Annotated in this window: 16 protein-coding genes; 4 read left to right on the top strand and 12 right to left on the bottom strand. The window is 68.5% G+C overall.

Translation table 11 applies throughout. From position 1 onward, the window contains the following. Positions 1 to 467: 467 nt before the first annotated feature. Positions 468 to 2,687 (top strand): serine/threonine-protein kinase, encoded by a 2,220-nt coding sequence (locus DIZ27_RS18885; protein ID WP_109379606.1) that lies wholly within the window; start codon positions 468 to 470, stop codon positions 2,685 to 2,687. A gap of 226 nt (positions 2,688 to 2,913) precedes the next feature. Here DIZ27_RS18885 and DIZ27_RS18880 read toward each other — a convergent pair whose 3' ends face one another. Next, a complete protein-coding gene (locus DIZ27_RS18880) occupies positions 2,914 to 3,423 on the bottom strand; it encodes a hypothetical protein (RefSeq protein WP_146228958.1) in 510 nt (169 codons plus the stop codon). Continuing rightward, positions 3,411 to 4,655: an RHS repeat domain-containing protein gene (locus tag DIZ27_RS18875; protein ID WP_109379604.1), complete on the bottom strand. Its 1,245-nt coding sequence runs from the start codon at positions 4,653 to 4,655 to the stop codon at positions 3,411 to 3,413. The genes DIZ27_RS18880 and DIZ27_RS18875 overlap by 13 nt, the downstream gene beginning before the upstream one ends. A 108-nt stretch (positions 4,656 to 4,763) precedes the next feature. Between DIZ27_RS18875 and DIZ27_RS18870 the strand changes: the two genes are divergently transcribed. Further along, entirely contained in the window at positions 4,764 to 4,964 is a 201-nt protein-coding gene (locus DIZ27_RS18870; protein WP_109379603.1) for a hypothetical protein, read from the top strand. Between the two features lie 400 nt (positions 4,965 to 5,364). On the opposite strand, the gene DIZ27_RS18865 is transcribed toward DIZ27_RS18870, so the two are convergent. The 6 genes from DIZ27_RS18865 to DIZ27_RS18840 form a co-directional block, all read right to left on the bottom strand. Beyond that, a complete protein-coding gene (locus DIZ27_RS18865; RefSeq protein WP_109379602.1) occupies positions 5,365 to 5,763 on the bottom strand; it encodes a hypothetical protein in 399 nt (132 codons plus the stop codon). After that, on the bottom strand, positions 5,760 to 6,074 hold the full coding sequence (locus tag DIZ27_RS18860) for a hypothetical protein (RefSeq protein WP_055690973.1): 315 nt from the start codon (positions 6,072 to 6,074) through the stop codon (positions 5,760 to 5,762). The genes DIZ27_RS18865 and DIZ27_RS18860 overlap by 4 nt, the downstream gene beginning before the upstream one ends. A gap of 89 nt (positions 6,075 to 6,163) precedes the next feature. Then, positions 6,164 to 6,598, bottom strand: coding sequence for an ATP-binding protein (locus tag DIZ27_RS18855; RefSeq protein ID WP_109379601.1), 435 nt, complete (start codon positions 6,596 to 6,598; stop codon positions 6,164 to 6,166). 188 nt (positions 6,599 to 6,786) lie between these two features. Then, positions 6,787 to 7,218, bottom strand: coding sequence for a hypothetical protein (locus DIZ27_RS18850; protein ID WP_258308442.1), 432 nt, complete (start codon positions 7,216 to 7,218; stop codon positions 6,787 to 6,789). Between the two features lies 1 nt (position 7,219). Beyond that, positions 7,220 to 8,158: a hypothetical protein gene (locus DIZ27_RS18845; protein ID WP_258308441.1), complete on the bottom strand. Its 939-nt coding sequence runs from the start codon at positions 8,156 to 8,158 to the stop codon at positions 7,220 to 7,222. A 537-nt stretch (positions 8,159 to 8,695) separates the two neighbouring features. Continuing rightward, positions 8,696 to 9,787, bottom strand: coding sequence for a PASTA domain-containing protein (locus DIZ27_RS18840; RefSeq protein ID WP_258308440.1), 1,092 nt, complete (start codon positions 9,785 to 9,787; stop codon positions 8,696 to 8,698). Between the two features lie 227 nt (positions 9,788 to 10,014). Here DIZ27_RS18840 and DIZ27_RS18835 point away from each other — a divergent pair, with 227 nt between their 5' ends. Together DIZ27_RS18835 and DIZ27_RS18830 are read left to right on the top strand one after the other, a co-directional pair. Next, on the top strand, positions 10,015 to 10,878 hold the full coding sequence (locus DIZ27_RS18835) for a helix-turn-helix transcriptional regulator (RefSeq protein ID WP_109379600.1): 864 nt from the start codon (positions 10,015 to 10,017) through the stop codon (positions 10,876 to 10,878). After that, positions 10,875 to 11,060 carry a DUF397 domain-containing protein gene (locus tag DIZ27_RS18830; protein ID WP_109379599.1) on the top strand — a complete coding sequence of 62 codons (186 nt, stop codon included), beginning with the start codon at positions 10,875 to 10,877 and terminating at the stop codon, positions 11,058 to 11,060. The genes DIZ27_RS18835 and DIZ27_RS18830 overlap by 4 nt, the downstream gene beginning before the upstream one ends. A 67-nt stretch (positions 11,061 to 11,127) precedes the next feature. Here DIZ27_RS18830 and DIZ27_RS18825 read toward each other — a convergent pair whose 3' ends face one another. The 4 genes from DIZ27_RS18825 to DIZ27_RS18810 form a co-directional block, all read right to left on the bottom strand. Next, positions 11,128 to 11,625 carry a hypothetical protein gene (locus tag DIZ27_RS18825; protein WP_109379598.1) on the bottom strand — a complete coding sequence of 166 codons (498 nt, stop codon included), beginning with the start codon at positions 11,623 to 11,625 and terminating at the stop codon, positions 11,128 to 11,130. A gap of 872 nt (positions 11,626 to 12,497) precedes the next feature. Next, on the bottom strand, positions 12,498 to 13,925 hold the full coding sequence (locus DIZ27_RS18820; RefSeq protein WP_109379597.1) for a hypothetical protein: 1,428 nt from the start codon (positions 13,923 to 13,925) through the stop codon (positions 12,498 to 12,500). Positions 13,926 to 13,935: 10 nt separating this feature from the next. Next, positions 13,936 to 17,967, bottom strand: a complete 4,032-nt coding sequence (locus DIZ27_RS18815) for an Eco57I restriction-modification methylase domain-containing protein (RefSeq protein ID WP_109379596.1) — start codon at positions 17,965 to 17,967, stop codon at positions 13,936 to 13,938. Continuing rightward, entirely contained in the window at positions 17,967 to 20,933 is a 2,967-nt protein-coding gene (locus DIZ27_RS18810; RefSeq protein ID WP_109379595.1) for a helicase-related protein, read from the bottom strand. Before DIZ27_RS18810 ends, DIZ27_RS18815 begins: the two co-directional genes overlap by 1 nt. Positions 20,934 to 20,936 lie beyond the last annotated feature (3 nt).

The raw sequence follows: 20,936 nt of genomic DNA, 5'->3' as shown, positions 1-20,936 counted from the left end.
CAGTTACGCAGGTTGTTGTGATAGAGGGGGCGCTCATTGAGCGGCGACGGCAGGTGGGGGCTGGTGCTGTTGGCCCCTCACGCTGTTGCCGATCAGATGGTGACGTATGCGCGTTAGCGATGTCAACAGGATGACGTGTCACTTGCTTCTAGGTGTGTGTACTATCGCGGGTGCGTGTCACCGAGTGTGAACGACGGTGTCGGACATCCGGTGGAACGTGCATACGACAACGTGCGACTGACTCTTTGTCGACTCTCGGTAGTTCGGCATTAAGTGTCTCCGCCGATCAGGGGGCTTCGTCGAGCTGCTGAGGCCTGCCCGTACGGACGGACCACAGGCCGCCCGCGCCGGATCGCTCGGCGGCCATGAGGGCGTTGAACAACAGGGGGGTACATGATTCATCAGTGCGATCCGCGTGAGCAGGCGCTGTCCGCCGGACAGGCTTCCGCAGCGCGAGGAGGGGCACCGTGCCGGTGAACCTCCCCGCCCGCATCGGCCCCTACCGGCCGACCCGGCACCTCGGAACCGGCGGCATGGGCACGGTCTACTACGCGGCCGACCCCGAGAGCGGACTCCCCCTCGCCGTCAAGGTCCTGCACCAGGACTTCGCCGCCGACCTCGCCCACCGGGCCCGCTTCCGGCGCGAGACCACCACGCTCCGCAAGGTCATAGGCCCCTATCTCGTCCCTCTGGTCGATGCCGACCCCGACGCCCCCCTGCCCTGGCTGGCGACCGCCTACGTCCACGGCAACACCCTGCACCAGCACGTCCGGGACACCGGGGCCATGAGCCCGGACAACCTGCTGACCTTCGCGGCGGCCGTCGCCCACGCCCTGGCCTGCATCCATGACGCGGGGGTCGCCCACCGCGACCTGAAGCCGACGAACGTGCTCCTCGCCGCCGACGGACCGCGCGTCGTGGACTTCGGCATCGCCCACCACCTGGACGCCACCGCGATCACCGCGACCTCGGTGATGACCGGCACCCCCGGCTGGATGGCGCCGGAGCAGCTCACCGACGGCACCACCCTCCCGGCCTGCGACATCTTCACCTGGGGCCTGCTCGTCGCCTATGCCGCAGCCGCCTCCCACCCCTTCGGGGCGCCCACGGGGATCACGCACCGCATCGTCAGTGCCGCGCCCTCACTCAGAGGCGTGCCCGACGCCCTGCTGCCCCTCGTGCGCGAAGCCCTGGACAAGGAGCCCGGACGGCGCCCGAGCGCGGCGGAGGTCGCCGAGCGGACGGCCGCCGTGTACGGGCCGACGGGCACCGCGGTCTTCCCGACCATCGCCTACACGCGGTCCCTCGACCGCGCCCCAGGGCAGACCGGCGTCGACACCGGCACCGGTGTCACCGCGCCCCTGGACCGCGAGCGATGGAACGTCCCCCTGCCCGCCGGGCATCCCGCCGAGGAGGCGCCTGCCGGCGGAGGACCCGCGGGTGACGCCCCCGCTGTTCCGCCGGTGTCCCCGGAACCTTCGCCTTCGGCCCGTTCGGAGGTGTTCGGAGAACCGACGCCGCCGGTGACCGCGCGGACCGGACCGCCGGTTCCCCCGCCTCCCCTCCACTCACCGGTTCCCGCACCGCTTTCGGCTCCCGGGGCGTTTCCTGCTGGGCCCTCACCCGGCAGGCGCCGTACACGACGGCGGTTCCTCTATGTGCTGGCAGCCGCGGTCGTGAGTTTCACCGTCGGGGGCCTGGCGGCCGTCGTGACCGCCGGCGACACCGGGACGGGAGCCGCCGACCGGAACACCGTCACCGACACGACGGCCGAGCCGGAACGGACGGCACCGAGCCCGGACGCGACCACCGCGACTCCCACCGCGGACGAGTCGCCGAGCGCGCAGGAGGCCATCGCCGAAGAGGAGCAGGAACCGGTGCCGGTGGACGTCTTCGGTGGCCTGCGGATCACCGTTCCCGCCGACTCGGAGCTGGTGCTCCAGTCGAGCGACGAGGACGCGGATCCCGGATACGGCTGGTCCTCGGGACCGACCGTCGCGACCAGGGTCGACTTCTCCCTGCAGGACGACCCCGATACTGGCGTACGCATCCTCTACTCCCCGGCTCTGACCCTCGACCAGATCCGTGAGGGCCAGCTCGACTCCGGCCCCATGTGGTCCACCGAGAGCGAGGACGGCCTCAGCTCCACCGAGGAGTCGGTGATCTCGGTGAAGGAGCGGGCACTGGCCGACATCGGCGACAAGAAGGCCATGCACTGGACCATCGGCACCGACGTGCTCCCCGACTACGACGGCTCCCGCAGGAACAGCCACCGCGTGTGGTGGCTGCCGTACAGCAAGTACCTCCTCTACACCTACGGCAAGCACGACAGGTCCACCGACGCGGCAGTGGACGAACTGACCAAGGGGATCGGCTTCGAGGCGACGAAGATGCCGCGCGACTGCGCGGACGCCGTCGTGGCCCTGGACAAGGCCGCAAGGAGCGGTGAGGCGGCGGACGACCACGGCAGTCTCGCCAACTGCCGGGAGGCCGCGGTGAACGGGGCCGAGCAGCTGGACCCGGGGACGGTGGACACCGAGAGTGAGGCCGCGTGCGTCGCCCTCGCCGAGGCGCACAGCGGGTACGGAGCCAACCTCTACTACGACCAGGCCAAGGCGTACAAGGAACTGCGCCCGTGGTGCGACCTCCCCGGAGCCGTCGGCAACCCGCGCCTGCCGGCCTACTGAGGGCAAGGACGGGGCTGCCGGTCCGCAGTCTCCCGTTACCGGGCGTCTCCGGGCTGCACCCGGTGCCGCGCCGTCCCGGGCCCAGGCGCGAAGGCTTGCGTCGGTGGGTCCGGGAGTTCACCGAGGCGCGTCCCACGTCGCTTTTCCACCCGCCGGAGAGGGCCCGGCCGCCGCCCACTCCGCCTGTCACACCTCGCCGGCCCGGTCCCCGGACCGCGCGCCCGCATCACAACCAGTCGTCGTACGCCTCATCATCCGCACCGGGCTCACGAAGCACCACGACGAGTTGCACCGGAGTGTCGGTGTCGTCCTGTTTCACGCCCACGAGGAGTTCTTTGCCGGTGACCCTCCACGCACGGTGCTCGATGTAGGAGTCCGCGTCCGTGACCTCGCCCTCCGGTTCCTCCAGTCGCTCCCCGAGGACTCCGGACCGGAGCTGTGCCGCGACCTCCGGGATCTTCGCGACGGCGACGGCATGGAGGTCGTCCAGGTAGGCGTCCGGGTCCGGCCTGTCGTCCTCGACCTCCTGGAACCACAGGGTGAACTCCACCTCGACCGGATTCTCGCCCTGAATCCACGCGCGGGCGTCATCACACTGCCACGTGGTGGCCCAGCTCTTCGACGGGTTCCTGCGCTCGCCCGACCAACCCGCCGCCGCGAGAACCGATTCCACCGCGGGGCCGTTGAGTTCCTCGATCTCGACCAGTCGGGAGATTTCCGCACTCACGTCAACCATTTACTCATCCCGCTCATTCCATTTCCTGGCACGTGGAAGACGGCCGGCTTACCACTCGCGATAGCCTCCGGGAAATGCGTACCGAGCAGCTGGCGGAAGTGTGCGGCGCCGGCTGCATTGGAAATCGCATAGCGCACGCCCTTGCCGCCCAGTCCGTCGTTCAGCTCCATCAGCTTTGCGGCCTGATCGGTGATCTTCTTCTCGTTGTACAGCGAACTTTCGGGGTTGTACGCGGACTTGGCCCATTCGCTCTCCCGGCCGCCGGTGAACTTGGCCTCCATGATCCAGCCATGGGCGGGTCCGCCGTCTACATGCACTGCACGCCCGTCGGCAAGTTTCCATATCTGTTCATAATCCGTGCCGGACACCACGCGCTGATAGCGGAACGAGGGCCGCTTCAGCATTTTGTCCGTCAGCCAGGCCAACCCCTTGAAAGTCGGACAGGACTGAAGGCCGAGCGGATCGCACCAAGTCAGCGGATTGACCACGTACGCGTAGTCGTCCGGCCCTGCCGCCAATCCCAGCGGATCTGGAGAAATGTACCGTCCGGGAACGGGGTCGTAATAGCGGAAGTAGTTGTAGTGGAGTCCGCTTTCCGCGTCGAAATACTGGCCGGGGAAGCGGAGCAGGCACTCGGGTTCGCCGGATTCCGGGATCTCTCCGCCCCACAGGGCGGACCGGTTCCTCCATGTCACCTCGCCCTCGGGCGAGAGCAACTCGGTGGGGGTTCCGGCGAGGTTGCCGACGATGAGGCGGAAGCGCCGGTCCACCTCGTGCTGGGGGGCGTCCCGGAGCCACTCACGGCGATCCTGCACCACGGGTCGGTGGCTGTCGGGTGTGTACTCGTAGGTGATACTCGTACGGCGATCACCGCCGTACACGTGTGTCTCCTCGGCCAGGCGGTTGCCGTCCCACACGAAGAAGACCGCCTCCGCGACGCTCCCCGCGTCGTCGATCCGCTCCTTGGCCACCCTGCGGCCGAGAGGGTCGTACGTGTAGCGCCACTGCGCACCTTCCGGGGTGACCACCCGGATCAGCCTGTCCTCCGCGTCCCAGTCGTACGCCCAGACCCGTCGCTTGCCGGAAAGGGTCGTCAGCACCCTGCGGACCACCCGTCCCTGGGTGTCGTGGGCGTAGGCGTGGCGACCGGCCCGGACGAGCCGCGTCCCGTCGTAGGCGAACGAACGGACGGGACCGTCGTCCGCCCCGTCCCCCGGAAGACGGGCCGACACGAGCCTTCCGGCAGTGTCGTAGGCATACCGTTCCTCTCGAAGCAGGCAAATCTACCGGCCGCCTGGCTTCACAAACACTTCCAGTCGACCGCGGAGCGGGAGAGCTGGTTGAGGGAGTGCGACGCCACCGACCTTCCCGAGGACGTGACGGGGTTTCTCGAGTTCTACGAGGCACGCCGGACACGCATGCGCCACCGTCTCATGAGCCTCTTGGGGGTCACCACCGGATCGGAGCAGGGCGCCGGCACGCCGGACGCCTCGCAGACCGTGCCGGACGACGGCCCCGACCCAGGAAACGAAGGCCTGTAGGCCGTCGGCTCGGGGGCTCACGGGGCACCCCGGCGTACGGCGGCGTCAACGCCGGGCCGCACCGGACCCGGTCACGAGGTCCCCACCGCGCCGACCGGCGAACACGGTCGGCAGATGATCGGCAGCGTACTCCCTCTCCGCCGCTGGAATCGGCCCTTCGACCAGAATGTCATCGCCTCAACGCTCACCTTCCTGTGGCTCGCGGGTGTGCCCGTACCTGGCCGAGCGGCGGGGCAGCGCACCGGCGACCCGACTGTGAGGACACGCAGCTGTGCCTGGAACCGCTGCCACGGCAGGCGTGGCGCTCGACGTGTGATGTCGCGCCGGATACGGAGTTCAGCGGCCCGTGCCCTGCTCGCCGCTTTCGCCCCCTCGGGGGTGGAAGCGGCGGACAGGCCGGTCACAGGCCCATGACGACCACACGGTCCCCGCACAGCTTGCGCAGGTCGTCCTCGTCGGAGGTGAAGACCGTGACCGGCCCCGGCTGTCGCAGAGCGACGGCGGCCAGGGCCGCGTCGATGGCGTACTTGTGGCCGTGCAGGCTGGCTTCCTTGAGCAGCCCGATCGCGTCCTCGGCGATGTCCTCGGTCACCGGTTCGACGTGGACACGGGAGAGAGCCCAGTGCCAGGCCGGGATATAGGTCCGTACGTCGTACGCCTCGATCAACGTCATCGAGGTGGTCATGACACGGATGCCGAGCCGGTGGGCGTCCTTGATGCGGACGCCTGTCCGACGCTCGCCCCGTACCCAGCGGGACAGACCTTCGCAGTCCAGAAGGTATGCCGGGTCCCCCGTCATGCTGCCGCCCGCCGCTGTTCTTCCGGCGTGGCCTCGATCGGCTCACCGGCGGCCACCCGCTGTGCGCGAGCCAGCTCGGCATGCCGGCGCTCGATCTCCCTGCGCTCCGCCTCCGCCTCCGCCAGCTCGGCCTCGGTGGCCTCGCCGTACTCCTCCTCCCACCAAGCGACCGCTTCCCCGAGCCGGTCCTGCTCCCGCCGACGCTCTATGGCCTGCGTGACATAGCGGCTGAACCCGCCGGGGCCCACCTCGGCCCGGATGGCCTCGGCAAGCTCCTCGGGGAGTGTGACGGTGTACTTCTTGGTTGCCATACCATCGACCATACCGCTCGCGTTCCTGAGGGGAGACCCGAACGACGGCGGCCTCACCCCATCGAGTACATCGATGAACATGACGGCGCTCAGCACGCGCACTCGGCCCACACGGTCTTGCCGCCGGGCGGATACGGTTCCGTGCCCCAGTGGTCGGCCAGGGCGGTGACGATGAGCAGGCCCCGGCCCGACTCGTCGTCCGGCGGCGTGACGACGTCCGTCACGGGGGAGGGGAGCCGATCCCCGCGGGCGTCGGTGACCGCGATGCGCAGGACGCCGGCGGCCGGATCGTGGGTGAGGGTGAGGCGGAAGTCGCAGCCCTGGACCCGGCCGTGCAGCGCCGCGTTGGCGGCCAGCTCCGCGACGATCTGCTCCGCGCGGTCGGTGACGCCGGGTGACGTCTGCCAGGTGCGCAGCTGCTCGTAGGTGAGCAGCCGGGCGAGGCGGGCACCGCGCCGGGTGGACGACAACTGCTGCGTGAACGACCGCGCGGCGGCGGAGAGCTGGGGGGTGGTTGTGCTCATGGGACCACGGTGGCGGGTGCGCGGGGCACGTTCCAGAGGAGATCGCCGTACGCCGAGTCACCGTACGGACACATGCTGTGCGGGGTGCGGGCGTGGGGACCCGAGCAATTTTCGTCCCGGCGGTCACGTAGTGATGACGCCACCGGCACGACTCGTCGGCGGCGGCGTCATCTTTCAACGCCTTGCGGTCAGAGATCCCATACTTGGTCCGGGTCGTCCAGTGCCGCCCGGACCTGGGAGAGGTCTCCGATGTCCGCGAGCGGCGAGCTCTTGGCGATGTCGACAATGCCACGCACGACACTGTGCAGCACTTCGCCATTGCCCTCGTCGAGAGCTCTGTCCAGCCTGGCGAACATCTCCTCGAAGAGATTGCGCCGTTCCGCGAATGCCTGTGTGAAGTAGTCCTTGAGGACGGCTTCAGCGGCCCGGATCCGAGCGACCTCTGTGGCCTCGTAGGCCTCCAGCCGGGCCCTCTTGGTGCTCTCGACCTCATGGATGTGGATGCACTCACGGGCGGCTTCGACGATCTGGTTCAGCGCAGCGAAGCCGTCCACCGCCTGGACGGAGCCCTTGGCCGCCTTGAAGACCTTGCCGACGTGCACCTTGGTCTGGTCGGGCACCTTAATTCTCCTTGGTCAAGGGTCTGTACCTGATGGTGAGGTTTGAGCTGCGCTCGTCCAACTCGCCTTCCGCGTCGACAATCGGAGTCGTCGCCACGTCACGGACCGCCATGACCAGGGTCATGGCCCGCTGGAAGCGTTCGGCGTGACTCCGTGGATCGAACGGCTCGGACTCCAGAAGGTCCAGTGCCTCAAGCCCTCGGGAAGTGAGGTCCGAGAGGAGCTCGCGCAGCTCCGTAACGCGGGCGTCGACGCCCTTCAGGCGGGTGTCCGTCTCATCGAGTTCAGCGATCGCCACGGCGACCTTCGCCTCGAACTCCCTTGCCTGGGTGATCGCCTTCGTGCCTCGGCCCTTGACGACGAGTCCCCCGACGAGCAGCGCGGGACCGACGGTGACGAAGTTCAGCGCCGTGGCTCCCAGGGCCATCCCGCCACCACCCGACGCAAGCGCCCCACCACCTAGGAAGGCGAGGGTCGCGCTCTCGGCCGCAACGCCCGTCAAGCCGGAGATTGCCGCTCCGGTGCTCGCGACTCCGAAGCTGCTGGCCGCCGCCGCGATTCCAGCACCCGCGCCCGCACCCGCCGCCGCGGATCCGAGGGCCCCGCCGATCCATGCCACCGCGTCGACATCGAGGCCGCGCAGCCCAGGGATCTTGGCCATGGTGGCGTCGACGCCATCCACCAGCAGCCGCTCGCTCTCGCGCACCTGTCGCTCGTGGCGACGCAGGAAGTCGCCCATGCGTACGACGACATCAACGAGCGCCTGCTTCTGCTGCTCCCCCAGTGCCTTGAGGGCACTGTTCGTCGCCGCCAACGCGTCCTCGGTCTGGGCTCGGCGTCGCTCGTAGTCCTGGCCCGCCTCTTCCAATCGGGCCTTCGAACGCTTGAGGTCGTGGATACCTTTGCCGCCGAGGGCGACCCCGCTACCACCGGTCGCCACACCGACACCGATGAGTATGACCGGTATGAAGAATGGCACAATCCCCCCTTGATCCCCATGACCCTGCGTCAACCGACGGGTCCACCCGTCCGTTCCCCATGTTGGGTACGACGGAAGGGGCCATGCATGCCGTTGATGCGCCTTGTTGGCGCTTCGAGCATGACGACGAGCTGTTACTGCTGTCAACACGTTGCCGAATGTCGAGTACTCGAATTTCCGTACGTGCTGGACTCATCGGGCCAGACCGGGATGCAGACATCCTCACTTGCTCCGAGGTCAGCTTCCTGCCGCAGCGGCCCCGCAGGATGTCGCAGGAGAAGTCGTGGTCGAACGGCAGGGACACCGGTCGGTCCGATCCCGGCCGGTCTGTGACCGCTGTTCATGCCTTGCGTGTGTCGTCGTATGGGGGTATCGGGTCTCCGGGTGGCGGCAGTGGCAGCGGGCTCTGAGGCGTGGTGGAGTGGGCGGTGGTCGTCCCTGCCGTCACTCCACCAGGCTCATTTTTCGCGAGATGGACAGCGGGTGGGGCGGAACAGGTCAGGAGGAGCGCCAGCGGTTGCGGCCGTCGGAGCCGGGGCCGCAGACCATCGGGGTGCCTGCCTTGGTCACGCCGGTAGCCCCGGGCTGGGAGCAGAAGGAACCGGGGTGCACGGTGCCGACGTTGCTGCCGCCGTCGGACGACGACGAGGAGTCGCCGCCGGTAGAAGCCCCGTTCCCGGTGGTGCTGTTGTCGCCACTGTCGTGGTAGTCGGGGTCGTTGGCAGGGATCTTGTAGGTCGTGTCCTTTTTCGACGGGCACTCCTGGACGAGATCGGCGTCGGTCCACCGGCCCAGGTCGAGGTGGACCGTGGTGGTGGAAGTGACCTCGCTATCCTCGTCCGGACGTTGGAAGCACACCCGCCACTCGTCGCCTTCCTCGGCGGCCTCCTCCGCCGTGGGCGTGTCGATGTCGATGTAGACGTCGTCGAGGGTGACGCTGTCGAGGTCGATGCCGGCCCGGTCCAGTTCCTTGACCGCCGTGTTGTAGGTGTCGCCCACGAGATCCGGCATTGTCGGCCACGGGATCGGGCCGCCGTCCTTCGTGGGGCAGGGCTCGCCGGTCCGCACGGCGGCGAAGGCGACGGACTTCGCGGTGGTGTCGGCCTTCTGGGAGCACACCGTCCACGCGGACCGTACGACGATCGGGCGGCCCTCCGCGGACGCGTCGTGACGACCGGGCGTGAACCCGGCCGCACGCGCGCCCTTCTCCGCCTTGTCCAACGCCTTGCCCGTGTAGTCGGTGAGTTCGGGGATTTTGGCGGGGGTGGGGGACGGCGTGGTTTCGGCGCCCGCGTCGTCCGCATTCTTCGCCTTGGCCTCGGACTTGTCTGCCCCGCTGTCGTCGAGTTGCCCGCTCATGCTGGCGCTGATCAGCAGCAGGAAGAAGGCACCGAACGTGGCGCCGAGCCTGGCGTACCAGCGCCATGAGGGCAGGACCCACACTGCCACCATGGCGGCGATCATCACGAAGAAGCCGAGCCCGAGGCTCACCGCGCTGAGCAGGGCCACGAGGGCCAGGAGGCCGAGCAGGACGGGGGTGGTCTTCCACCAGGGCCGGGACGGGGGCGGGTTGGTGTTGTACGGGTCCACGGGTGCTCTTGTTCTCCGGTGTGGATCGGGTCGGGCCCGGACTCGTGTCAGGGGCAAGACGTTCAACCGCCACAGCCTTGCGGCCGTTACGCGAACACCCCGCACGTACGCTGTGTGAGCGTACGTGCGCGTTCCGTGGGCGGTGCGTCGTCGGATCCGTCACGCTGGATGCTGTCGATCGTGAGGGCCTGCGGGCGACGTACAGAGGCAAGCGGAGGTGGGCGCGTATGGCAGGTGGCGCGGGTGTGGACGGCGAGAGGACGGCCTGCGAGGCGGAACGGGAGCCGGACCCGTCGGACAGCCTGCGGACGTTCGGGGCCGTCGTCCAGGCGCTCCGTGAGCACGCGGGGCTGAGTCGGGTGCAGTTCGGGGAGCTGGTCCGGTTCTCCAAGCACACGGTGGAGTCGGTGGAGTTGGGGCGACGGATGCCGGATGCCTCCTTCATCGAGCGGGCGGAGGAGGCGCTGGGCAACACGGGGGCGCTGCGGCACTCGGCGCGGTTCCTGACACGGGGTGAGGCGGGGCTGGCGGCCTGGTTCCGGCGGTGGGTTCGGCTGGAGCGAGTTGCGGTGAGCCTGTGCACGTATGAGTGCCGGTTGGTGCCAGGGCTGTTGCAGTCGGAGGGGTACATGCGCGCTCTTTGCGAGAACGACATCCCTCCCATGGCTGATGAGGACCTGGAAGCTACGGTGCAGGCGCGACTGGAACGTCAGTGCCTGCTCAAGGAGCGACCCAACACGGCCTTCGACTTCATCGTGGAAGAGTCCGTGTTCATGCGACGCCTCGGTGGGACGCAGGTGACACGTGAGTTGATCGACTACGTACTTGATGCCGTTGCGCCAAGGAACGTCACGCTCCAGGTCATGCCGGCGGACAGTGAGCATCACGCTTGCATGGCTGGACCGATCCAACTGTTGGAGACCCCGGACGGCAGTTGGCGCGGCTACGCGGAGGGACAGGAGAACGGCCGCCTGATCGCCGACCCGAAACAGGTCAGCAGGCTTCATATGCGCTATGCGAGACTGCGCTCGCAGGCCCTTACCCCGAAGGACTCCAGGGGCCTGCTGGAGCGGATGCGAGGAGCGCTATGAGCACGCCTGAACTCGACTGGTTCAAGTCCAGCTACAGCAGTGCGCAAGGTGACAGCTGCATCGAGGTCGCGGTCACCGAGCAGACTGTCCAGGTACGGGACTCGAAGGATGTCACGCGTCCCAACTTCGGTGTGTGCCGGGATGGCTGGTCTCGCTTCATCCGGTACGCGGCGGAAAGCTGAGAAGTGCGCCAGCCTCGCTCAGCGGGGCCGGCGCATGCGTTGGTCCAACGGCTGTCGTGCTCACGCTTCAGCGCAGCCGAACTTCCCAGCTACCGGGGTCCATCGCCCGATCGCCGTCTACGGGGCAGCCGTCCATCCAGAGACCGAAACCGGACGGGTCCTTACCGGAAGCGGACCAGCCGACATGAGTGAATGTCGACAGGTCGATTTCTTCACCGTCGGCGGACACCCGGAGAGGCAGGCGCACGGAGACGGTGTTCCCCCGCACCACAGGTTGAGCCGCTACGTCACCGCCAGTGAAGCCCTTCCCGTAGACGGTCACGAACCACTTGCCGTCCAGGTACAGCAACTCGATGGCGCCCTCGTCGGCTGATTGATCTCCGACCCATGTGTAGTAGTTGGCGTCGTAGATGCCCGAACCCACGCGCGGCACATCGCCCGCCATGGTGTAGCTGACGGTCACGCTGTTGCTGTTCCGTGTCAGTTCCGCACTCTTGATGCGCAAGTAGCTGGGAGGCGGCGAGGAGCTCTTGGTGATGGTTCCTCCGGCCGCTGTGAAGCGCATGTTTGCGGCGGTTCCGGTGCACCTGGCCGAAACCGTCCGGGATGCAACTTCCTTGGTGGGCGAAGCAGCCGCTTTGGAAGGCGTGGGCGAAGGCTTCGCGCTCGCCTCGGTCGTAACGGTTGGTGTGGCAGAAGGACGGGGTTGGGCTATTGCATCGTTTGCTATTGCCTCAGGGGCACTACCGGAGGCATTTCCAAGAGCGATCACTGTCCCGCTCACGCAGGTGACAGCGAGCAGGGTGCCGAGACGAAGCAGGCGGGGCTTGAGGCGGTGAGAAGAGAGGTACACGAAAGAAACTCCAGAACGGTCATCGAGACCGGAGTGCCAGGCTTGCCGGGCCTCGCAGTTCCCATGGCAGCCCTGAGCACATGGACGGTGCGCCGGGTTGATTCGAAAGGGGATCTTCAGTTAGTCGGTCGGTGACTTCTCTGCAACGGGCAGTACGGCACCTGGACTTGGGCGGAGCATGTGTCCCGGCCTGGGTGATGCAGAGAGCCAATGCTCCGGGAGGTATGCGACCGCCCATCCAGCGCAGGTTGCGAGCAACAAGGCTGCGATTCCGGTTCCCCACCCTTTGACCAGTACAACGACCGGCGCCGCTGCGACGACTGCTGTGAGTACAGCGGTGATCCACGCCTCGAGTTGATCAGTCGGCACGAAGGGGCGTCGCTCACCCCAGGCACGCACGACGGCGTATGCGAGGCCTGGAACCAGCACCGCGTATCCGCCGATCCAGGCCCATCGCCACTCGGCCGCCAACCACATGACGGCCGACCACACCAACCAGCAGGCCACGGCGACGACGGCTATGCCTAGTAGAGCGGCACACCCGCGCGCCGTGTCGTTCGAACTGTCGGAACGTGCCATATCTCTCAGCCTTCGGTTCTCTTGCGCATACGGAGGGTCATGCCCAGTACCAGAAGGACCAGGGACACGACCGAGGCGGCCCATCCGGCGCCGTCGTTCGGATCGCTGTCCGCGAGCATGCTCGCGGCGACCAGGGCGAAGAATGCTCCAGTGGTCAAAGGACCGATTCCCGAGGGCATGGGGCCCGCCGTATGCCAGCGCCTTCGTGGGACCCAGAGGCGGAGCAGTTCCGCGGTGATCACGAAGGCCATGAGTCGCGTCCCGACCCTGAACCACACCGGTGCTGTGGCGTCCGATTCGCCCACGCCCAGGATCGCCGTCAGCCCGAGGAAGATGATCGGCACCAGCCAACCAAGACTGGCCCGCACGCCGGGAACCGGGAGGGGAGCGGTCCGGTTAAGGGGCTTCGTAAGGCTGACCGGTGCCGCCGCGTCAGTTGGAGTGCGGGGGGAAGGGATGCCGGGCAGAGGCGGCGCCTCCGGGACCGGACGAAGCGCACGGGTCTGCGCACGGCGCACGCGGCGACCTATATCTCCATATTGGTGGATGTGCGTCGACAGCTGTGCCTGAAGGCCGAGCAATTGCTCGGCCATCGCGTCGAACTCAACACGGCGTTCGGCAGCGCGGTCAGATGCCTCGCGGTGGGCGGCGGCAAGTCGGTCAAGGGCCTCAGTGTGCACCTGTACGGCTTCGGCGCGTGCGGCCTCGGCGGTACGCGGTGCCTCCGCAAGCTCCTGCTGGAGGCGCTTGCGTTCGGCTTCGATGATCTCGGCGATGCGGTGCCGCTCGTCCGGCGGCAGCTCGCGCGGGGCACGGGCCTCAGCGCGGGCGACTGAGGAGTCGCGCCATGCCATGAGTGGCCGACCGCGGTGCTCGCCGATGCCGTTGATGTGGACCTTGCCGCCCTTGGTGCGGTGGATGTAGAGGACTTCACCGCCCTTGCCATTGGGCGCCTTGCCCCAGCTGACATGCCTGAAGTCGGCTGCGGTCCTGATGCCCTGGGCCGCGAGGTCGCGGATGAGCCCGTTGCCGATGCCGTTCACCTGGCTTGAGGTGAGATACGTGCTGTTGAGCGTGCGCTCGATGGACTCGCGGCGGAGGACGGCGAGGGCTCGCTTCTCCTGACTCTCGCGCTTGCCGTCCAGTCCGTTCAGCTCACGCGTGAGCGAGGTCCCCCGGCGGACCTGGCGTTCGTGGATGCGCTGCAGTTTCTTGCCGTACGCCGCCTCGGCGCGGTTGAGGTCCCGCGCCTCACGGTTCAGGCGTCGCTGGTCTGCGAGTTCGAAGGAGCGTCGCTTGTCGAGGAGACGGCGGAGAGCACGGATGGACTCGATGAGTCGGCGGCGCTCTGCGCGTACCTCTGTAGGCGATGGGGTGGCGGCCAGCGGGACGGGGGTGGGTCCGCTCTGCCGGGTGGTTGTGCTGTCGGTCAACGGGGGCTCTCTAGCGGGCGGGGTGTCGGGGGCCGTGGCCCGGGGGCGGAGTGAGGGTGGAGGTGTAGTTCTCGCCGTCCACCAAGGGGTTTTCCAGACTGACGCCAGCTGTGGCCATGCGGTCGTACTCGGCGAGGATCAGCTCCTTGGTGCGGTAGGTGCCGTACTGGGCCTCGTCCTTCCGGCGAATGATGGGGAAAGTGTCGAGAATGTAGCTGGTGTCCTCACGGGAAATTCCGTAGAGGTGGAAGAAGAAGGCGTCCAGTTCGGCGCCGATCGTGCTGCGGCGCGGCGCGTCCCATTGGAACGGTGCGCCCGTCTCGCCGGTGTCTCTGGCGAAGGGTGCCATGTCGTGTGCCGTGTAGACGAGTTCCCGCACCCGGTGCAGCAGAAAGTCCCGGTGCAGTGCGAGCTGGGCCGGGGTCAGCACCGGGAACTGCTGTACGTAAAAGAAGTTGAAGTTCGTGCCACCGATCTTGAGGCGTGCCACGTAATCCAGGACGAACGATGAGAGGTTGGCCAGCAAACACGGCAACAGCTCATCGCGGTGTGGGAAACGCAGGACGGGGGCGCTGTTGCCGACAGCGACCCGGGGGAGGGCGTAGGGAGTGAAGCTGCGTTCGTTGGTCGGGGCCGTGATGGACGAGAACGCCATGAGCCAGCCGCTCGGTGCCGGGGGAACCTCGCGCTCGGCGACCCAGGCACTGGGCACCGGGCAGAAGTGAGGGTTCGCGTAGTCGGTCAGGGCGGAGGCGAGAGGCTGGTTCAACCGCTTCGTTGCTGTGTTGCTGCGGGCCACAGACGCCGCGCGGTGGTTGAAGAACGTGGCCATCATCCCCTGGTACAGGGGCAGCATGGTGACCCCGTCCTTGTGGAATTGGTTGCCCTTCAGCGTCCAGCCGTCGCCCTCCAACTCCTCCTGGGTGTGGAAAAGGTGCGAGTCGTTGGACATGTCGAACATGCGCATGAACGACAAATCCCACGGGTTGCCGTTCGCGTCGCCCTCCTTGATGAGGACCGGGACGCGGCGGTAGATGCCGAGGGTGATTTCGGCGTCGCGACGGGAGCGGAAGACGGGGCAGGTGCCCGTGTTGGGGTTGAGGAGAGTGATCTCTTCGGGCGTGAGAGTGAACGCCTTTTCTGCGTCGTCCAGTTCTGACGGGTCGTGGAGGAAGAAGGCGAATCGGGCAACAGGTTCGTGCATGGCGTGGCCGGTGAGGGACAGGATGCTGAACTTCATCCGTGAGTCAACAGCGGGAAACAGTCCGCTGCGGTTCTCGAAGTCGTACAGCGCCGCGATCGACCCGTTCTGCACCAGATCCTTGAAGAAGTACTGCGTCGTGGCATCCGTCGCGATGCCTGTCGGCACGATGACGCCCGTGCGGCCGTGCGGTCCCGTCATCGTGCGGTCGGCTTCGGCGAAGACGGCGTACGTGTTGATGTCACCTCGGCCGGTGAGCGGGTAGCGCAGCGACAACCGCAGGAACTGGCTCTCACCCTCCGCTTGGCGCTTGGCTGCCGTGAACTCGGCGAAGAGGTCGGGGTTCGTCTGCGGCAGGGCTGCGATGAGCCGCTTGCGAGCGGCAGCGTTCGGGGCGTTGGCGATCTCCGTGTCGCGCTGGGCGAAGAACTCCTGTTCCTGGAGCTTGACGCGCTCCCACGGCGGATTCCCCAGCACGCAGGAGAATCCGCCGGCCCACCCCATGGACGGATCCGCGTCGTCGTCCGCGGTCTTGGAGACCGCGAAGACCTCCGGGAACTCCAGGTGCCAGTGGAAGAACCTGTACCGCTGGGCGAGGCGGATGATCTCCTCGTTCGTGCTGACCGGAATGCCTGCTCCGGCGCTCTGGAGGTCGCGAAAGACCCCCTCGGTAACCGGGGTGGGTGCTCCCTGGACCTTGGGCCAGACGAAGGCGGCGCACCAGGCGTCGCTGATGTGCAGGGCGCGGAGGTAGTCCGCCGACTGCTCCAGATCACGGAAGCGGCTGGACTGGAGTCGGACATCGCGCAGAGTGTCGGCCGAGGTGGCGGTGATCTCGCGCAGACTGGCCGCGAAGGCCGCGTTGGAGACCCAGATGCGCTCCTCCGTGTGGAAGCTCAACTGGCCGCCGCGTTCCGCCGCGTTCCGCTTCTTGATGGCTGAAGCGACCTTCTTGTCGTCGCCCTCGATCGGCTTGAAGGCGTCGTCGGGGATGCCCTTGGCCAGCAGCGCTGGCGTGGTCCCGATCAGCGCGTTGCCGTGCTTGATGTGGGCGTCCAGGAAGCCCAGCGGCTTGCCCGGCTCCAGGGCCTCCAGCCACAGTGACACCTTGGCCAGCTCGACCGCCATCGGGTTGAGGTCCACGCCGTAGATGCACCGCGCGACCACCTCGTGCAGCGCGTGCCGCACCGCGTCGATCGTCGGCTCGGGGTTCTGCTCGCGCACCGCGGCCACCTGCTTCGCGATGCGCCGTGCCGCAGCCACCAGGAAGTGGCCGGAGCCGCACGCCGGGTCGCACACCGTCAGGTTCAGCAGCTCCTCGACGATGGCCGGGCCCGGGTCGGGCTGCCCGGAGCGCGTCGCGCGGATCTCGCCGCGCTTCACCGCGTCGTCGATCACCGGGTCCAGCGCCGAGTCCAGCAGGCACTCGATCAGCGAGGACGGGGTGTAGTACGAGCCCGTCGTCTTCCTCGCGTTGCCCGCCAGCTCGACGAGCTCGAAGGTGCGCTCGGTCGCGTCGTGCTGAGGTACCAGCTCCAGCAGGGACTCGTAGATGGAGCCCAGCTCCTCCGCGTCCAGGTGCCGGTAGTCCACCACCCGGTTGCGCTTGCTGGCGGCGTCCCTGACGACCGACAGCGCGCGAACTGCCTCCAGCAAGGGCTCGTTCGACAGGGACAGGTCGTGCAGGAGCTTGTCCGCCTCCGTGTCGTCGAAGATGCCGCCCAGGCCGGGCAGGCCCAGCTCCGGGAGGCCGTCGTCGTTGCCGAGGCCCGAGAGCACGAAGCGCAAGGCCTGGTACAGGTCGCCGTGGGCCGTGCCGCGGCGCCGCTGAGCGTGCCGGCGCAGACGGGCCGAGGAGAAGTACGTGGCATACCGCTCCTTCGCTGTCTCGTCCGCCGACGGGGACAGCAGCACCTCCCGGTCCTCGGCGACGAAGAGGAACAGCAGGCGGTAGACCAGGCGCAGGAGGGCGTAGTGGAAGGTCTTGACCTCCAGGCTCTCGCGCAGCTCCCGGTTGTCCGGGTGCTTCAGGAAGCCGGTGCCCAGGGTGGTGATCGCCCGCTGGACGCCCTTGCGGAGCTGGTCCAGGGCACGCGTGCCCTGTGCGATGGCCTCCGTGCGCCACTTCTCCAGCCAGCACGTGGACGGCGCCGCGTCCTCCGCGACCTCGAAGCGGGACACGTGCAGCAGCCGGTACAGCAGCACGAATTCGCTGAACAGCTCGCCGTCGAAGATGGCCTCGAGGTCGAACTCGACGTACGACGCCGTGGCCAGCGCGCTGGAGTCGCGCAGCAGGCGTATCTGGCGGCCGTTGGTCAGGACGCCCCACAGGTGGGCCTCGGTCCGGTTCAGGCACTCCTGGAGCATCGACTGGGGCGGCACCGTGCCCGCGCCGCCCGGACGCTTGTCCAGATTGGCGTTCCACGGCGTCTGGTGGACGAGCGCGTGCTGCCAGCGGTGCGAGACCTCGAACCGCTTCTCCGTGTCCGAGTCGGCCCTAACGCCCTCCGTGCCGACCGGTGTCAATCGACCGAAGCCCAGCTCCCGCCACAGCGGCGCGAGCCAGTCGGCGCCGGCGCGGCCCGTGGGGTCCGTCGCGGGCAGGCCCGTCTCCCGGTCCTCGGGGAGGTGCTTGCGCAAGTCGCGCCAGAGCGGCTTCAGGTATTCCCAGCTGCGCTCCGCCTCGTCGCGGACCGAGCGGGACGAGGGCAGGCCGTAGTCCGCGGGCTTCGAGCCGGGGACGTCCTTGCCCTCGGAGATGCGCAACAGCATGTCGGCCGGCAGCAGACCTCCGACCGTGTGGACGGCGGTGAACACCTGGTGGCGGGTCGTGGCGGACATCAGGCGGACGCTCCAGAGACAGCAGCAGGGGCAGGGGCGGAAGCAGCGGGGTCGGCGGGCAGGTAGAGGTACGCGCCGAGGACGTCGGCCGGCTTCTGGGCCGTCACCGACAGGCCGCGGACGATCTCGCCGGAGGCCTGACGCACCCTGCGGTGCGAGGCGTCCAGCTCGGCGGCCAGGTCGTCGCCGTACGACTCCAGGTGGGCGTTGGTCTCGGGGAGTTGGCCGAGGATGCGCTTGATCATGCGCTCGCCGAAGTGCGGGTCGGTGTTCTGGGACGCCGTCGCCTCCAGCAGCGCCGCCGCACGCTCCGGCGGCAGCCACACCGCGTTCTTCGGGGAGCCCTCGAAGGCCAGCAGCCGCGCGTCCTCCGCGACCAGTTGCTTCTCGCCGCTCCGCGACGGCAGGGTCAGGTGGAACCGGTAGCGGACCAGCAGCAGCGTCGTGCCCGTCGTCACCGTGTCCGTCGTGATCACCCCGCAGCGGCGTGCCGGGCGGGCGCCGGCCGCCTGCGTGTCCAGGGCGGCGTCCAGCACGTGTGACGCCAGCGCGCCGACCACCGGGTCCGTGCGGACCAGCGCCGCCTCGCCGCGCGCCACCGCCGGGTCGTTCCGGAACGGGATCGGGCGGTCCCGCTCGATCACCTCCGCGCCCACGACCGTGGCGAGGGCGTCCCGCAGGCCCGCGGGCGTGCCGCCCACCTGGGCGGTGAAGTCCTCCGCCTCACCCGCGCCGCGCAGCACCGCGCCCAGCGCGCCCAGGGACTCCCGCACGAACGACGTCACCTCGCCCGTGCCGCCCAGCGCCTCCCGGACCGCGGCGACCTCGCGGGCCACCTCCTCCGGGTGGATCGCGCGCTGCGCGAACCGGGACTGGGACCGCTTCTCGCGCTCGGCCGCCGAGTTCCAGTCGCTGTCCAGCTTCGCCGTGCTCACCTTGAACGCGTCCGCACCGAACAGGGCGTCCTGGTCCTCCCGGCCGCGCATCAGCAGCCACTCGACGATCGCGTCCGTCACGCCGGTCGACAGCTCGTCCGGGACGGACACCGAGATGCCCAGGTCCTTCTTGATCTGGCGGTGCTTCTTGATGAGGACCTCGAGGACCTTGCCGTCGATGCCGTTGTCGTCGCCGTACAGGGTGATGACGCGGACCTCGTCCCGCTTCTGCCCGTAGCGGTCGACGCGGCCCTCGCGCTGGTCGTGGCGGGTGGGGTTCCACGCCAGGTCGTAGTGGACCACGGCGTCGAAGTGGTGCTGGAGGTTCACGCCCTCCGACAGGCAGTCGGTGGCGATCAGCACGCGGCGCGCGGCGGCGTCCTCGCCGGCCTCGGCGGCCAGCGCCTCGATGTTGTCGATGCGCTGCTGCGGCGAGAGTTCACCAGTGACCGCCTTGACGACCGTCTTCGCGCCCAGCGGGCCGCGCTTCTTCGTCTCGGGGTCGTTCGCCAACTGCTCGGCCAGGTACTTGGCGGTGGGGATGTAGCGGCAGAAGACGATCGGGTGGTAGCCGTCGGCGAGCAGCGCCTTGAGGTGCTTGATCAGGGCCTTCAGCTTCAGGTCCTGCGCCGGGCCCTCCAGCTCCTGGGCCCGGTCGGCGAGTTCGGCCAGCCGCGAGCGCGGGTCGTCCTCCGCGATCTCCGCGCCCGGTGCGACGTCCATGCCCTCCATCGAGTCGCTGTCGGCCGCGTCGCTGTTGAGCGGGGCGCCCAGCTTGTCGGCCTCCTCCGCCGACGACGCGACCGCCGCGGCCGACCGCGTCCGCAGGGTCTGCGCCGCCGCCCGGGGCGAGGACACCAGCGAGCGCAGCAGTGCGATCGCCGACCACCACGCTATTCGGGCCTCGCGACGGCCCCGGCTGTCCGCCTCCTCGACGCGCTCGCTCGCGTACGCGATCGCGTCGTCCAGCAGGGCCCGGTACTCCGGGGACAGCTTGTACGTCTCGTCCTTGAAGTAGCGGTCCGAGGGGAACGCGGTGCGCTCGGCGAGCGAGTCGTCGGTCAGGCCGTCCTCCTTGGTGAGGTACCGGCGCACGTCCGCGCGCTTGCGGGCCACGAAGTGCCGGGCCAGCAGCTTCCTGCCCGCCTCCGACTCCAGGTCCACGTGGGCCAGTTCGGGCTTGACCAGACCCAGCAGGTTGCGGAACGCGGACTCCTTGCCGCTGTGCGGGGTCGCCGTGACCAGCAGCAGGTGCCGGTCGGCGTCCTCGGCGACGCGGCGCAGCAGCTCGTAGCGGAGCTGGTTCTGCGAACCGGTCGTCGTGTCGTCGGCGGCCACGCAGGTGTGCGCCTCGTCGACGATCACCAGGTCGGGGCAGTGGCGCACGAAGTCGTCGCGGTGCCGAGGGGACTTGATGAAGTCCGTGGAGACGATGACGTGCGGGTGGCGGTCGAAGAGGGACTGGCCCAGGTCCAGTCCGCGCTCCAGACGGGTGACCGTCGAGGACAGCACCAGCTCCGCGTCGATGCCGAACTTGCTGCGCAGCTCCTGCTGCCACTGCTCCGCCAGCGCGGGGGAGCACAGCACCGCCAGGCCCGACGCCTCGCCCTGCGCGAGCAGTTCGCTCGCGATCAGACCCGACTCGACGGTCTTGCCGATGCCGACGTCGTCGGAGATCAGCATGCGGACCGTCTTCTGACGCAGCGCCATCAGCAGCGGGACGAGCTGGTAGGCGCGCGGTTCCACCGCGATGCCGGCGAGCGAGCGGAACGGGCCCGCGCCCGAGCGGAAGCCGATCCGCAGGGCCGTGCGCAGCAGACCGGCCGCGCGCTGGTCGCCCAGGTCGCTCGGCTCCGGCGCGGCGAACCGGGCCTCCTCGACCGTCTCGAACGCCGGGAAGACGGCGGCGATGTCGTCGTCCGAACCGCCGAGCGGCCTCAGGACGAGCAGGTCGGGCTTGCTCTCGGGGAGCACCACCCATTCGCGGTTGCGGGCCTTCACCAAGGAGCCGGCGGAGTACGTCAGTGCCATGTG

It is taken from the genome of Streptomyces sp. NWU339, assembly GCF_003143855.1.
Classification (GTDB): domain Bacteria; phylum Actinomycetota; class Actinomycetes; order Streptomycetales; family Streptomycetaceae; genus Streptomyces.
This window is presented reverse-complemented; position numbering and strand designations above follow the sequence as displayed.